This is a genomic window from Epilithonimonas sp., assembly GCF_036780765.1.
Lineage (GTDB): Bacteria > Bacteroidota > Bacteroidia > Flavobacteriales > Weeksellaceae > Epilithonimonas.
Genome location: NZ_DAIQCG010000008.1, coordinates 1 through 13597, shown reverse-complemented (window position 1 = coordinate 13597; position 13597 = coordinate 1). Strand labels below are relative to the sequence as shown.

Sequence of the window (13597 nt, the reverse complement as noted above, 5' to 3'; positions counted from 1 at the left end):
TATGAATTTAAAATTACGATTAATTATACTTAATTTCCTACAGTTTGCAGTTTGGGGAGCTTATTTGACATCTATGGGTAATTATCTAGGTGCAGTAGGACTAGGTTCAAAAATTGGACTTTTTTATGCGATGCAAGGAATTGTTTCTATTTTTATGCCGGCGATAATGGGGATTATTGCGGACAGATGGATTCCTGCGCAAAAGCTATTAGGTATATGTCATCTGGTTGCTGCTGTTTTTCTTGCTGCGGCTGGCTATTATGGAATGACTTCCGGCTCCAATGTTGATTTTTCTACATTATTCTCTTTATATTCAGTAAGTGTGGCATTCTATATGCCGACTATTGCGCTTTCCAATTCATCTGCTTATGGCATACTCGTAAGCAATGGTTTTGATACCATTAAGGCTTTTCCACCGATAAGAACTCTAGGTACAGTTGGTTTTATCTGTGCAATGTTGTTTGTCAATTTTGCTGGAACTTTGGATGGACAGTTTTCTATTAGCTTTGCGGGAGATAAGAATTTTTTAAGTTTCCAGAATAACTATAATCAATTTTTTGTTTCTGCAATATTGGGATTACTTTTATTTCTATATTCCTTTACATTACCAAATGTTTCTATTAGTAATAATAAAGAAAAGAAATCAATTTCTGATGCGCTGGGACTTAAAGCTTTTGCATTGTTCAAAGAAAGAAAGATGGCAATTTTCTTTATTTTTTCTATGTTCTTAGGAGTTTCTCTACAGATCACGAATGGTTATGCTAATCCTTTTATAACCAGTTTTAAGGATATTCCAGAATATACAAATACTTGGGGAGCAAACAATGCCAATGCGCTAATATCTCTGTCGCAGGTTTCGGAAACACTTTGTATTCTTCTAATCCCGTTTTTCTTAAAAAAATTCGGAATCAAAAAAGTCATGTTGATGTCTATGTTTGCTTGGTTTTTGAGATTTGGCCTCTTCGGTTTAGGCGATCCAGGTTCCAACGTTTGGATGTTTATATTATCAATGATTGTTTACGGTGTTGCATTTGATTTTTTCAATGTTTCAGGTTCGTTATTCGTCGATAAAGAAACCTCACCTGAGATCAGATCTAGTGCACAAGGTGTTTTTATGATGATGACCAATGGTTTTGGTGCTACTTTAGGGATGCTAGTTGCTGGAGAAGTTGTTAATCATTTTGTCTTTTCTAAAACTGATATTATTGAACAATTAAAAGGCTGGGAGATAAGTTGGTATATCTTCGCGATTTACGCCTTGATAATTGGGGTTTTATTTGCTATTGTTTTTAGATATAAACATAATGCGAAAGATGTTAAAAATATCATCCACTAATTTTTGGGCGAATATTTGATAATAATCTAAGTAAATAAAAGTAATGAAAAAAATAATCATAAGTACTTTAGCCGTTTCTACTTTAATTGTAGGACTAAGTAGTATGAATAGCTGCAGCAAAGTTGAGGATACAATAGATGAAATTACGATTCCGGTTCCGATTACAATTCCGTTTGATGTTGAAACTGAAATTCCTTTCGCTGTAACAACAGAATCTATCAAATATCCAGCAATCCCTCTTAATCTTGATTTGGATGCAAAAATCAGAGCACAATTTAATGGAGCAACGATAGATAATGTAAAATCAGCTAAGTTGTCTAGTTTTGTAGTCAATTTTGTTTCTTCTTCTAATTCAGATTCTATTAAATTAGATAAAGTTCAAGATGCAAAGATCTATATTAAAACACCAACTCTTGCAGAAACTGAAATTGCTACTGTTGTAAATAATGTAAGTCCAACTGCGCTTAATTTTACACCAACAGCAGATAAAGAGTTGATGGAGTATTTGAAGTCCAAAGATGTTTCTATTGCATTAGAATTAAAAGGAACAGAGTTGGAGCCAGTTGTAACTCAAATGAAAATAAGAATTAATTCAGACTTTAAAATTCAAGTAGGATTATAAAAATAAAAAGATGACTTAGCGGTCGTCTTTTTTTGTGTAGTCTTCGTAAGGATTTTCTTGTGAGAAGAGGATATTCAAAATCATTCCTATGATGACAATGATATTAATAATGACTTGTATAAAGTTAGGGATTGGAATTCCAAGAAAAGGATTGTAGAGTAGTGCAAGAACAACAAATATTTTAACATCTAAGGAGTCCTTTCTTTGGAAAGCATCATAAGCTAACCAGCCAAATCCAGCAAACAATCCATATCCAGAAAGTCTGTAAAATAAATAAGGCATTTTTAGAAAACACAAGATAAGAACGGCTATCAGAATTAACTTTAAAAGCTGATTCATATTTATTGATTTGTTGTAAAAATACTAATTAAATGTTTATAATTTAATTTTTTAAAATATTTTTTGATTAATTATCAATATTAGTGTTTTATTGTAATTGAATAATTAATTTAAAATCAATAAAATGAATTTTATTCAAAAACCAAATTGTTTTGAATCGCCAGAGATTTTAGTTCTGTTTCGTCCCATTCTTTTTGAGCATCACTTTTTAATGTGATCCCGCCACCAACGAATAAGAATGCATAATTTTTAAAGAAGCTGGCACATCTAAGATTTACGAAGTAATAAATGAAATCTTCGGTTTCAACTTTGATGTAACCTGCGTATAATTCTCTATTAAAATGCTCAATACTTTTGATGCCTTGTGCACAAAGTTCCTTTGGGAAACCACAAACAGCAGGGGTTGGATGAAGTTCGGAAATAATTTTATCCAAACTTTCAGGACTTATTTCTGCCGAAAAATCAGTTTTCAAATGTTTGATATTCCCAGAAATTAAATCTTTTGTTGAAGATACCTTCAGATTAGAAGAAAATTTTCTAAGAATAGATTGGATATATTCTGTAACGGCTTTTTGTTCTTCGATTTCTTTATCAGTCCAGTTTTCATCTAGTGGAAGCGTTCCCGCAACACTCATTGTTTCAAAAGAATTGTTTCTTTTATCGAATTTTCCTAAAACTTCCGAAAAACCTCCCATCCAGATTTCTCCGTTTTTTTCAAACAAATAGCAGAAAGCAGAAGGGTAGCTGTTACAAAATTTGAGAAAACTTTTGGTTAATGATAATTTTTTTTCGGAATCGATATCGAGATACATCAATAGTTTCCTTCTGGAAAGGACGAGTTTTTTAAGCTCATTTTTCTCAATAAAATCTTTAGCTTGAGAAATCTTCAAAGCATAAGATTCCTGATTTTCTTTTGCTATTTCTATGAGTTGGCTTTTACTTTTTGGAGAAATATTTTGATTCTCAATATCTTCTACAGAAATTTCTTTGATACTTCCTTTAAAGTCCAAAACTGTTTTGGTATCGAAGCTGACAAATGAAACCAATTTTTCCTGAGAAGATTCCAAAGTATGGAAAACATCTGAATCGGGTAATCTGAAAATGAGCATTGTTTTCTAAAATGAAATTAGACTTTTCCTACAGGAACGATATTATTCGTCATCGTAGTGTGATTGACCAGATTTCCTTTTTCATCACGGATTTCAATTTGAGAAACATGCATTGTATTTCCTTTTCGGATAAAAGTTGCTGTTCCAGTCACGATGCCTTCTCGTTTTGCTCTCAAATGATTACTGTTGATATTAGTTCCAACCGGAACAACTTTGGAAGTATCAATATTAATTAGTGAAAGACAAGAGCCCAAAGTCTCTGCCAAAACACAGCTTGCACCGCCGTGCATTATTCCGTAAGGCTGATGAACCTTGGAAGTTACAGGCATTGTTGCTGTCAAAGAATCATCGGAAACATCTGTATAGACAATGTCTAAAGTTTCACCAAGTGTATTTTTGCTGGCTTTGTTGAGATAGTCTAGTATTTCTTTTTTTTTAGCTTCGTCCATTACAGGTTTTGGGTTTTAGAATTGATAATTCAGAGTTAATAATTCAGACTCCAAATTTTGGAATTAGAATTAATATATCTGTGGATTCCAGTTTTCTGGTTTTTTAGGCGTGATATCATATTTGATGTAGAAATCCTGAATCTCCTGCATAATTTCCTCATAAGTATGAGTCTCCAACTTTTCGTACGGAATGATGTAACCCAAATTAACTGTTTTTCTTTTATAATCGCCACCAGCTAAAACAATTGGAACTTTAGCCGCCAAAGCCATATTGTAAAATCCTTTTCGCCATTTCGGAACCCAGCTTCTTGTTCCTTCTGGTGTAATCACCAAACTGAAATCATCTTTTTTGAACTCATTGGCAACAAATTTGACCAAATCATTTTTTTGTGAACGGTCAATCCCAATCCCACCAATCGCTTTTACAATCCCGCCATACCAAGCTTTTGTGTGCGCATCTTTGATGATGATTTTCAGTTTTTTTCCAAGAGACCAATAAGCAAGATTTCCCAGTAGATATTCGCTGTTATCTGTGTGTGGTGCTACAACAAGAATACATCTGTCAAGATTATTGACATCGCCTTGTAAAACAACTTTCCAACCAACTATTTTCAGAATGATTTTTGCGAGGATTTTTTTCATAGACAAAAAAATAAAGTATAACCAATGGAGGTTATACTTTACAAATTTACAAAATATGTTTATTCTTAAGAAATATCTGGATATTCTTTGTCTGTCTAAAATAAGTTGCTGATAAAATCAACTAACTTGATTGCGATTTCTAGTACTAATTGAATCATTTTTTGTTGTTTTTGTGATTAGAAGTTTATTTCTTGAACAAATTTAATAATAATTTCGTTATTTTTTTAAATTAAAAAGCTAAAATTTTATTAATTTTTTAATTTAAAACCGGATAGTTTATAGCATTAGTCAAATCTAAAGGATTATAGGTTTTTAAAATGTGTTCCTGTACCTTTTTTGTTAGGTCTTTGAATTGATCTTTACTTCTAACCTCAACACCTGCTACTCGGAAAGTTCCTGGTTCTATTTTGTCAAATTTCTCTTTCATTTCGCTTAAAGGATCATTAAAGAAATCTAACTGCATTTTTTTGAACTTAGCTATTGGAACGGTTAATGATTTTTTGTTTCCAAAATTTTCTAGGAAATCAAACGTCTCATAAGTCGTTGGCAATTTGGTGCTTTTCACAAGTTTGAAGTTAAAATTGTCTTTGTCATCATTCAACTCGAAAATCAAACCTGGCAATCCTCGGAATTTGTAAGGTCCTTCTGAGATATTCAAATCTTTGCAGAACCAAGCTGTCCAATGTCTTCCTCCGAAATTTGTAGTTGCTTTCTGTAGAGTGTATTGTCCGGAAGTTTTGGTTTCGTTTTCCAATTTCCAATCCATCTTATCAATGGTTGTGTAAGCCATATAATCTCTCATCATCTCATAATTGATGTTTTCGGATGAGTTTTTTTTACGTTTCAAAGCAGGAACGCCGCTCCAACTGTAACTTCTGCCTCCACTTTTATTGATTGAATCATTTTTCAAATGTCCGAATTCATAGAATTTGATTTCATCCGGATTAACATCCAAAACCATATTGGTATGTCTTTTATTAGCGGAAGTTGAATCTGGTTTGTAATCAAATTGATAAACAAAACGATGTGTTTGTGCTTTTGATAGAGTGTTGAGGAATATCAAAAGTAGAATAATATAAGTTTTCATAGTTAATATTTTGTGATGGCTTTGATTAGAGAACTAGGAGAAAAGCGGAAGTCCGAAGACATTTGACCCGCTTTTCAACTAATCCACTCTCAATTTATTTAGTTTTGATAGAAATTTCTTTCTTTCCGTCTTTGATATTGATGTTCAGGTCTTTGATGCTTTTCTTAACCTGCTCATCCAATTTCATTCTTTCCAAAACTACATCTGCAGAATCTTTGGAGTAATTTTTACCATTGATTTTAACAGAGTCGCTTTCATCAGAATTGTACTCGATAGTTGTTCCGTTGATTTTGATTTTATTTTCTTCAACAGAGATTCCGTGATGGTTATTATCAACTGCATCATTGTCGTCATCGTCATCATCTCCACGAGTGCTTACTTCATATTCTTTTTCGTTAATGATCTTCATTTTAGATGGAACCACTATCTCATAATCCAATCTGTAATCTCTGAATCTGTATTCGTATGGGATCTCGTAGTAATTTGGAAGGAAAATTCTGTTTCCGACAACATCTACAGGAACTTTCATTTTCATAGGCTGGTTATAACCGTCCGCTTCTTTTTTAATAATTAAATAAGGCGTTTTGATGTCATCTTTTCTTGTAATTTCAACACTTGGATAATCTCTTTTGAAGATCTTTATCTTGTCTGAATAGATGTTATTGACATAAGGTTTGAAGTTCTCAGGGATTTGTATTTTCTTACTGTCAAGATAAATGGTGTCATTTGGAGCTGTGATGGATACATTCTCATAGTCTTCATTGTCTCCGGTATATCGGAAGTTGAGTCTGGAAGCACTTGCAGCAAGAATTGCAATCAATATGATCCAGATAATCCCTAATGTACCCAAAGCCGGTCCTACGTAATTGAATTTAGTCTTTGGAGAGAATAATTTGATGGATAACAATAATGCGCCTACTCCTATGATCACTACCGGTAATGCTGCTATTCCTAATAAAAGGTAACCGAGATTGTTTTCTTCCAGATAAAATCCAAGGTTGTCATTCATCCCGAACTTATCGGAACCGTAAGCAAACATCATTGCGAACAATCCGATGAAGCATCCTGCTGCCATCAACGCTAGCAAAATAGCAAGACAATACTTCAGAACTTTCAAGAAAGAATCTCCTGCAGAACCGATTTTTGGACGATTCTCGTTATAGATTTCTCCTGCTCTTGTAGTTGTCTCATTGGCAAACTGCACTATTTTGCTGGACTCTTCCTTTAAGTTATCGAAGTTTAAAGGTTTTCCTTTCATTTTCAGAAAATCAGACGCTGATTCCGCTTTTGGTAAAACAGCCCACAGAATGAAGTAAAGTATTACAACTAAGAAAGATGAACCAGGAGCAACCCAAAGGAATAAAAAAGCACCTACCCAAATTAGTCTCATCCAAGTGATATCCATTCCGAAGTAAGCGGCTAAGCCTGCACAAACTCCGGCAATTTTTTGTCTCTCAGGATCGCGGAACAATTGCTTCTGTGTATTGCTGCTATAACTACCATAACCAGCAGAAGCTTTTGATTTATTTTGTTTGCCTTCAGAAAAATAAGCTTCTTCCTGCTCATCGATCTGTTCAGGTGTTCCGATCTGTGCAATTACTTTTTCTACATCAGAATCGTTAATTACTTCTCTTTTGGCAAGAGTTTCTTTGAAAATCTCGACCATTCGGATTTCAATATCGTGCATTACTTCATCTGCTTCCTGAACGTCCAGAGAATTTCTCAGAGCAGTCAGATAATCGCTAAGCTTGATATAAGCGTGTTCGTCTATCATAAAAGAGAACCCTGCGAGTGCTATAGATAATGTCTTGTTCATAATATTAGTTTTGAGAGTGAGAGTTTGATGTGATTTGGTTTACAGAGTCTGTCAGTTCCTGCCAGGTTGCTTGCAATTCTTTTAAGAAGAGACTTCCTTTTTCAGTGATCTGATAATACTTTCTTGGCGGTCCGCTTGTAGATTCTTCCCATCTGTAAGCCAGAAATTCGCCGTTTTTCAATCTTGTGAGTAGAGGATAAAGAGTTCCTTCCACCACATCCAGTTTTCCTTTTTTGAGAGATTCTATCAGGTCAGAAACATACATTTCACGTTGCTGAATCAGGCTCAAAATACAGAATTCCAGAATCCCTTTACGCATTTGCGCTTTTGTGTTCTCGGTATTCATATTAATTGTTTGGTTTTAATCGATTGAGGTAAAGTCTGGTGTCATCATTTTTAGTGAACTTCGAATCTGCTTCTCTAACTTTACATTGCAAAGATATATAAATAGAATGGTATTATGCAATACAAAGTAGTAAATATTTTTAAAATAATTATTTAAGGTGTTGATTATCAGTATTAAAATTTATGTTTATTTTTTAAGTTAAAATTGCTGAATTAAAGGAAGTGGCTGATTTTTAAATTAATTTCAAATAAATCCAAATAAAATTTGCGAATGAAAAAAGTTTTCATAATTTCGTTAAAGATTTTACAAGACAATGATTTCAATATTCACAACAACAACGATTTCTACAACAACTACAATTAGTAGTTGCAGAAAGGTGTGTTTGTGATATTGCGAAATATAAATAATTAACAAAAGCCTTTCTGATTGCAGAAAGGCTTTTTGTTTTGAAAAATTAAAATATACTAATTAAAAAAGCTCCAGTGAAGAATGCTGATAATAGAAAGATATTAGTGCAAAAATGAGAACTCCGTAGGAGTGATCTGTTAATGGAAATTGTAAAAAAAGTAAAAAATAAATAATGAAAATTTTAAAATTCGGTGGAACTTCGGTTGGAAGTGTGGAAGCATTACAGAATGTAAAGCTAATTGTAGAAAAAGAATTTAATAAAAATGAACCTTTAATAGTTGTCTGTTCCGCTTTATCAGGAATCACCAACGCTCTTTTATCAGCATCAGAAGAAGCTTTGAAGCAAAATGATTTCTCAGAAATACTCAAAACGGCGGAAGAAAAGCATTATCAGATTATCTCAGAACTATTGCCAAGAACAGTTCAGAATCCATTGTTGATGATGGTGAAAGTGAGTTTCAATGAGATTGAAGATATCTTATTCAGTGTTAAAAATTTGGGCGAATTATCAGACAGAATCAAGGATAGACTGCTTTCTTACGGAGAACAGATGTCAAGCAAAATTGTTTCTGCTTTCCTTCAATCCGAAAACTTTCCAGTAGTTTTCCAAGATTCAAGAGAATTGATTTCAACAGATTCTCACTTCGGAAACGCCAATGTCGATTCTAAAAGCACCAATGAAAATCTCAAAAACTGGAAACTGGAAAATCAAATCTATGTTGTAACAGGTTTTATCGCCAAAGATAAAAATGATGATACAACAACTTTAGGAAGAGGAGGTTCAGATTATACCGCAGCCATTTTAGGTTCAGGCTTAAAAGCTGATGAAATCCAGATTTGGACAGACGTTGACGGTTTCCTAACAGCTGACCCAAGATTAGTAAAGAATGCATTTTCTCAATCCGAATTGAGTTATCAGGAAGCGATGGAAATGTCATATTTCGGGGCAAAAGTGATTTATCCGCCAACAATGATTCCTGCTATTGAAAGTCAGATTCCGATTTACATCAAAAATACTTTCAAACCGGAAAATCTAGGAACTTTGATTCATCAAAAATCTGAAATTTCAAAAGGTTTAATCAAAGGAATTGTTTCTATCGAGAAAACTTGTTTGATTAATATTACCGGAAACGGAATGATTGGAATGAAAGGTTTCAGTGGAAGGTTATTCAATGCTTTAGCTAAATATGAAGTCAATGTAATTCTCATTACGCAGGCAAGTTCTGAACACAGTATTTCGTTTGTAGTTTCTTTTGATGATGAGAAAAAAGCGAAAAAAGCAATCTATGAAGAATTTGATTTCGAAATTAATGCCAATAAAATTGATGAACCGCAGTTCGATAATGAGCTAAGTATTCTTTCTGTCGTAGGCGAGAATATGAAAAAAACCAGAGGAATCAGCGGACGGTTTTTCAGTGCTTTGGGCAAAAACGGAATCAATATTATCGCCATTGCTCAAGGTTCATCGGAACTTAATATTTCTGCAGTAATTGAAAGAAATGAACTTTCAAAAGCGCTTAATGTCGTTCACGATTCGCTGTTGCTTTCACCAGTTAAAACCTTCAATGTGATGTTCGCTGGAACCGGAAATATCGGGAAAGAATTGTTCCGTCAGTTGGAAAGAGAACAGAAAAATCTTGAAGAAAATCATCAGATTAAAATCAATGTTGTAGGAATTACCAACAGTCGGGAAATGAAAATTTTTGACAACCCTGAATCTGATTTTGACTTAAATAATAACTTTAATAATAATTTACAAAAATCAGATTTAAAAGAATTTATAAGTCTTGTTTCAAGTAAAAATTTACCTAATTTAGTTTTTGTTGATAATACTTCTAGTGAGGACGTTGTTGCAGAATATCCGTTGTTATTCAATAATAATATCTCGATTGTAACTTGCAACAAAAAAGGAAACTCTTCGTCTTATGAGCAATACAGTAAATTCAAAAGACTGGCGAAAAAGAACAATGTGAGTTTCTTATATGAGACTAATGTTGGAGCCGGACTTCCTATCATTAAAACTTTAAATGACCTTTGGATTTCAGGTGACGAAATTCTGAAAATCGAAGCCATTTTATCGGGAACAATTTCTTATATTTTTAATAATTACGTTGGCGATAAAACCTTTGCCGAAGTCGTGAAAACGGCGCAAGAATTAGGTTACACAGAGCCGGATCCGAGAGATGATTTGAATGGAATGGATTTCTCCAGAAAGATGCTGATTCTGGCAAGAGAGATTGGATTGCCGTTGGAAATGTCAAATGTTAATATCAAAGATTTCCTTCCGGAAGCTTGCCTCAAAGCTGAATCAATTCCTGCCTTTTATGAAGAACTGGAAAAACACGAACCTTACTTTTCATCATTCAAAAATGAAGCAGAAAATTCTGGAAGAAAACTGAGATTAATCGGTGTTCTTGAAGACGGAAAAATTAACATCGAAGTTCAGATTGTAGATGCTAATCATCCATTTTTCGGATTGTCGGGAAGTGATAATATCATTTCGTTCACGACTTCAAGGTATAAAAATACGCCGTTAGTTGTAAAAGGTCCTGGCGCAGGTGCAGAAGTTACAGCTGCAGGTGTTTTTGCAGATTTGGTAAGAGTTACAGCGCAATAATCATAAAAGATAAACGATAATTGATAGTTGATTGCAATTCATCGTTTTAATAAAATCATTTATCAATCATCATTTATCAATTATTAAAAATGGATTCTATAAAAGTTTTTGCTCCAGCTACAGTTGCTAATGTCGTTTGCGGTTACGATGTTCTCGGTTTTGCGATAGAAGAACCCGGCGATGAAATTATCTTGAAAAAGAACGATTCTAATCAAATCATCATTACAAAAATCGAAGGCGATAACGGTAAACTTCCGAAAGACCCGAATAAGAATGTTGTTTCGCACGTTATCCGATTATTTCTGGAAAAAATCAACTCCAATCAAGGAATTGATATTGAACTTTATAAAAAAATGCCGCTCAACAGCGGAATGGGTTCTAGTGCGGCGAGTAGCGTTGCTGCTTTGGTTGCAATCAATGAGCTGATGGGAAAACCCTACACAAAACAAGAATTGTTACCATTGGCGATGGAAGGCGAGAGAATTGCCTGCGGAAATGCACACGCAGATAACGTTGCACCGGCGCTTTTGGGCGGTTTGGTTTTGGTAAGAAGTTATGAACCTTTAGATGCACTCAAACTGCCTTACCCAAAAGATTTATCAGTGGTTTCCGTTCATCCGCACGTAGATGTTCCGACAGGTGAGGCGAGGAAAATCATTAAGGAAAGAATCAGCCTGAAATCTGCGGTTCAGCAATGGGGAAATGTCGCAGGTTTGGTCGCTGGATTTTGCACCAACGATTTGGATTTGGTAAGTCGAAGTATGGAAGATGTCATTATAGAGCCTGTTCGTGCGATGTTGATTCCATATTTTTATGAGATGAAACAATTGGCTTTGGATAATGGTGCAATTGGTTTTGGGATTTCCGGTTCTGGTCCATCGGTTTTTGCATTATGTGAAAAGGAAGAAATTGCGGAAGAAATTTCATTCAAAATCAAAGAATTACTCAATCAAAAAAATATAGAAAGCGAAGCGTTTGTGACGAAAATTAACGACGAAGGAGCGAGAGTTGTTTAAAAGTCGGAAGCAGGAAGACCGAAGTCAGAAGATTTTCAATCATCATTTATCAATCATCATTTATCAATTATAATGCGATACATATCAACAAGACAACAAGAAGAAACTAATATAAAAACAGCCATTCTAAAAGGTTTGGCGGATGACGGCGGACTTTTTATGCCAGAATATATTCCACAGTTAGAAGCTGAGTTTTTTGAAAATTTACCAAATCTAACATTACAAGAAATTGGATTTATAGTAGCAAAAGAATTTCTTGGCGAATCCATTTCTGATGAAAACTTAAAAGAAATCATTGATGAGGTTTTGAATTTTGAAATTCCAACAGTCAAAATCTCAGAGGATATTTATTCATTAGAATTATTCCACGGTCCAACTATGGCTTTCAAAGATGTCGGTGCGAGATTTATGGCGAGAATGATGTCCTATTTCTCGGAAGGAAAACCAATGAAAGTGATTGCAGCAACTTCCGGCGATACAGGAAGTGCGGTTTCTTCAGGATTTTTCGGAGTTCCGGGAATTGAAGTTTATATTCTTTATCCAAAGGGAAAAGTGAGTCCGTTGCAGGAAAAACAATTGACAACTTGGGGCGGAAATATCAAAGCTTTGGAAATCGACGGAACTTTTGATGATTGTCAGGCTCTTGCAAAACAAATCTTATCTGATGAAGAACTGAATCAGAAATTTACTTTAACATCAGCCAATAGTATTAATATTGCGAGATTAATTCCTCAATCATTCTATTATTTTTGGGCTTTTGCACAATTACAGAAATTAGGAAAACCGATTGTTTTCTCGGTTCCAAGTGGAAATTTTGGAAACTTAACAGCCGGACTTTTTGCTAAGAAAATGGGATTGCCAATTCATCACTTTGTAGCTTCGACTAACGAAAATGATGTTGTTCCGAAGTTTTTACAAACGGGTAATTATGAATCAAAACCTTCCAAACAAACAATTAGTAATGCAATGGATGTTGGGAATCCAAGTAATTTTGAAAGGATGAAAAGCTTATTCAATAATGATGTTTCGGAATTCAAAAAAGAGATTGAAGCTTATTCTTTCTCAGATGAAGAAACTAAAAATGCAATGCGAGAAATTAAGAATAAATTTGATTATACGCTTGACCCACACGGAGCTGTTGCTTATCTTGGATTGCAAACTCTTCGACAGTCCTTCGACTCCGCTCAGGATGACAAAAGTGACAAAGAAGGTGGGGATTTTATTGGTGTTTTGTTGGAAACTGCTCATCCCGCAAAGTTTGTAGAAGTGGTGGAAGATGTTCTGAAAGATAAAGTTGAAATTCCTGAAAAATTGGAAGCTTTTAATAAAAAAGAAAAGAAATCTGTAGAGTTTCCAGTTGATTTTGAAGCCGTGAAAAACTATCTGATAGAGGAGAGGTGATAATTTTTTGATTTACAGTTTCTAATCCGGAAAATATTCCTATCTTTGCACCCGAATTACATAATAATCATTAAACAATATTGGAATGTATTTAACAACAGAAAAAAAAGCAGAAATTTTCGCAAAGCACGGTAAATCTGCACAAGACACAGGAAGCGCTGAAGGACAGGTTGCTCTATTCACTTTTAGAATCAACCACCTTACTCAGCACTTGAAAGCTAACCACAAAGATTTCAACACAGAAAGATCTCTTGTAAAGTTAGTAGGTAAAAGAAAAGCTCTTTTAGATTATTTGAAGAAAAAAGATATCAACAGATATAGAGCAATCATAGCTGAACTAGGAATCAGAAAGTAATCCTAAGCTCACGCAAAAAATTAAAGCAACTCAGTTTTGGGTTGCTTTTTTATT

General features: G+C 34.2%; 13 protein-coding genes. 6 read left to right on the top strand and 7 right to left on the bottom strand.

What is annotated here, in order from left to right; genetic code table 11:
* Position 1: 1 nt before the first annotated feature.
* Both V7P73_RS11785 and V7P73_RS11780 read left to right on the top strand, forming a co-directional pair.
* Complete coding sequence (locus V7P73_RS11785; RefSeq protein WP_333853933.1) at positions 2-1336, top strand: MFS transporter; 1335 nt, start codon at positions 2-4, stop codon at positions 1334-1336.
* Between the two features lie 43 nt (positions 1337-1379).
* Complete coding sequence (locus V7P73_RS11780) at positions 1380-1958, top strand: hypothetical protein (protein ID WP_333853931.1); 579 nt, start codon at positions 1380-1382, stop codon at positions 1956-1958.
* A gap of 15 nt (positions 1959-1973) precedes the next feature.
* Here V7P73_RS11780 and V7P73_RS11775 read toward each other — a convergent pair whose 3' ends face one another.
* From V7P73_RS11775 to V7P73_RS11745, 7 genes are all read right to left on the bottom strand, one after another.
* A complete protein-coding gene (locus tag V7P73_RS11775; RefSeq protein ID WP_333853930.1) occupies positions 1974-2297 on the bottom strand; it encodes a DUF6804 family protein in 324 nt (107 codons plus the stop codon).
* 131 nt (positions 2298-2428) lie between these two features.
* Positions 2429-3406, bottom strand: a complete 978-nt coding sequence (locus tag V7P73_RS11770) for a chorismate-binding protein (protein ID WP_333853928.1) — start codon at positions 3404-3406, stop codon at positions 2429-2431.
* A gap of 17 nt (positions 3407-3423) precedes the next feature.
* Positions 3424-3855, bottom strand: a complete 432-nt coding sequence (locus V7P73_RS11765) for a PaaI family thioesterase (protein ID WP_333853926.1) — start codon at positions 3853-3855, stop codon at positions 3424-3426.
* Between the two features lie 69 nt (positions 3856-3924).
* Positions 3925-4497 carry a 1-acyl-sn-glycerol-3-phosphate acyltransferase gene (locus tag V7P73_RS11760; protein WP_333853924.1) on the bottom strand — a complete coding sequence of 191 codons (573 nt, stop codon included), beginning with the start codon at positions 4495-4497 and terminating at the stop codon, positions 3925-3927.
* A gap of 256 nt (positions 4498-4753) precedes the next feature.
* On the bottom strand, positions 4754-5584 hold the full coding sequence (locus V7P73_RS11755; protein ID WP_333853922.1) for a GLPGLI family protein: 831 nt from the start codon (positions 5582-5584) through the stop codon (positions 4754-4756).
* Positions 5585-5678: 94 nt separating this feature from the next.
* Positions 5679-7400, bottom strand: a complete 1722-nt coding sequence (locus tag V7P73_RS11750) for a PspC domain-containing protein (protein ID WP_333853920.1) — start codon at positions 7398-7400, stop codon at positions 5679-5681.
* 4 nt (positions 7401-7404) lie between these two features.
* Positions 7405-7746: a PadR family transcriptional regulator gene (locus V7P73_RS11745; RefSeq protein WP_312082234.1), complete on the bottom strand. Its 342-nt coding sequence runs from the start codon at positions 7744-7746 to the stop codon at positions 7405-7407.
* Positions 7747-8326: 580 nt separating this feature from the next.
* On the opposite strand from V7P73_RS11745, the gene thrA reads away from it, so the two are divergent.
* The 4 genes from thrA (at position 8327) to rpsO (ending at position 13543) form a co-directional block, all read left to right on the top strand.
* Positions 8327-10771, top strand: a complete 2445-nt coding sequence (gene thrA, locus V7P73_RS11740; RefSeq protein WP_333853918.1) for a bifunctional aspartate kinase/homoserine dehydrogenase I — start codon at positions 8327-8329, stop codon at positions 10769-10771.
* Between the two features lie 89 nt (positions 10772-10860).
* The gene (locus tag V7P73_RS11735) at positions 10861-11787 is read left to right on the top strand and encodes a homoserine kinase (protein ID WP_333853916.1); all 927 of its coding nucleotides are present in this window, start codon (positions 10861-10863) and stop codon (positions 11785-11787) included.
* Between the two features lie 72 nt (positions 11788-11859).
* The gene (gene thrC / locus V7P73_RS11730) at positions 11860-13188 is read left to right on the top strand and encodes a threonine synthase (RefSeq protein ID WP_333853914.1); all 1329 of its coding nucleotides are present in this window, start codon (positions 11860-11862) and stop codon (positions 13186-13188) included.
* Between the two features lie 85 nt (positions 13189-13273).
* The gene (rpsO, locus tag V7P73_RS11725; protein WP_123280631.1) at positions 13274-13543 is read left to right on the top strand and encodes a 30S ribosomal protein S15; all 270 of its coding nucleotides are present in this window, start codon (positions 13274-13276) and stop codon (positions 13541-13543) included.
* Positions 13544-13597 lie beyond the last annotated feature (54 nt).

What these genes read in the sequence shown, in the direction of transcription:
- thrA (WP_333853918.1), top strand. Translation starts at nt 8,327, where the DNA reads ATGAAAATTTTAAAATTCGGTGGAACTTCGGTTGGAAGTGTGGAAGCA.
- thrC (WP_333853914.1), top strand. Translation starts at nt 11,860, where the DNA reads ATGCGATACATATCAACAAGACAACAAGAAGAAACTAATATAAAAACA.
- V7P73_RS11735 (WP_333853916.1), top strand. Translation starts at nt 10,861, where the DNA reads ATGGATTCTATAAAAGTTTTTGCTCCAGCTACAGTTGCTAATGTCGTT.
- V7P73_RS11745 (WP_312082234.1), bottom strand. Translation starts at nt 7,746, where the DNA reads ATGAATACCGAGAACACAAAAGCGCAAATGCGTAAAGGGATTCTGGAA.
- V7P73_RS11755 (WP_333853922.1), bottom strand. Translation starts at nt 5,584, where the DNA reads ATGAAAACTTATATTATTCTACTTTTGATATTCCTCAACACTCTATCA.
- V7P73_RS11775 (WP_333853930.1), bottom strand. Translation starts at nt 2,297, where the DNA reads ATGAATCAGCTTTTAAAGTTAATTCTGATAGCCGTTCTTATCTTGTGT.
- V7P73_RS11770 (WP_333853928.1), bottom strand. Translation starts at nt 3,406, where the DNA reads ATGCTCATTTTCAGATTACCCGATTCAGATGTTTTCCATACTTTGGAA.
- V7P73_RS11780 (WP_333853931.1), top strand. Translation starts at nt 1,380, where the DNA reads ATGAAAAAAATAATCATAAGTACTTTAGCCGTTTCTACTTTAATTGTA.
- rpsO (WP_123280631.1), top strand. Translation starts at nt 13,274, where the DNA reads ATGTATTTAACAACAGAAAAAAAAGCAGAAATTTTCGCAAAGCACGGT.
- V7P73_RS11765 (WP_333853926.1), bottom strand. Translation starts at nt 3,855, where the DNA reads ATGGACGAAGCTAAAAAAAAAGAAATACTAGACTATCTCAACAAAGCC.
- V7P73_RS11760 (WP_333853924.1), bottom strand. Translation starts at nt 4,497, where the DNA reads ATGAAAAAAATCCTCGCAAAAATCATTCTGAAAATAGTTGGTTGGAAA.
- V7P73_RS11750 (WP_333853920.1), bottom strand. Translation starts at nt 7,400, where the DNA reads ATGAACAAGACATTATCTATAGCACTCGCAGGGTTCTCTTTTATGATA.
- V7P73_RS11785 (WP_333853933.1), top strand. Translation starts at nt 2, where the DNA reads ATGAATTTAAAATTACGATTAATTATACTTAATTTCCTACAGTTTGCA.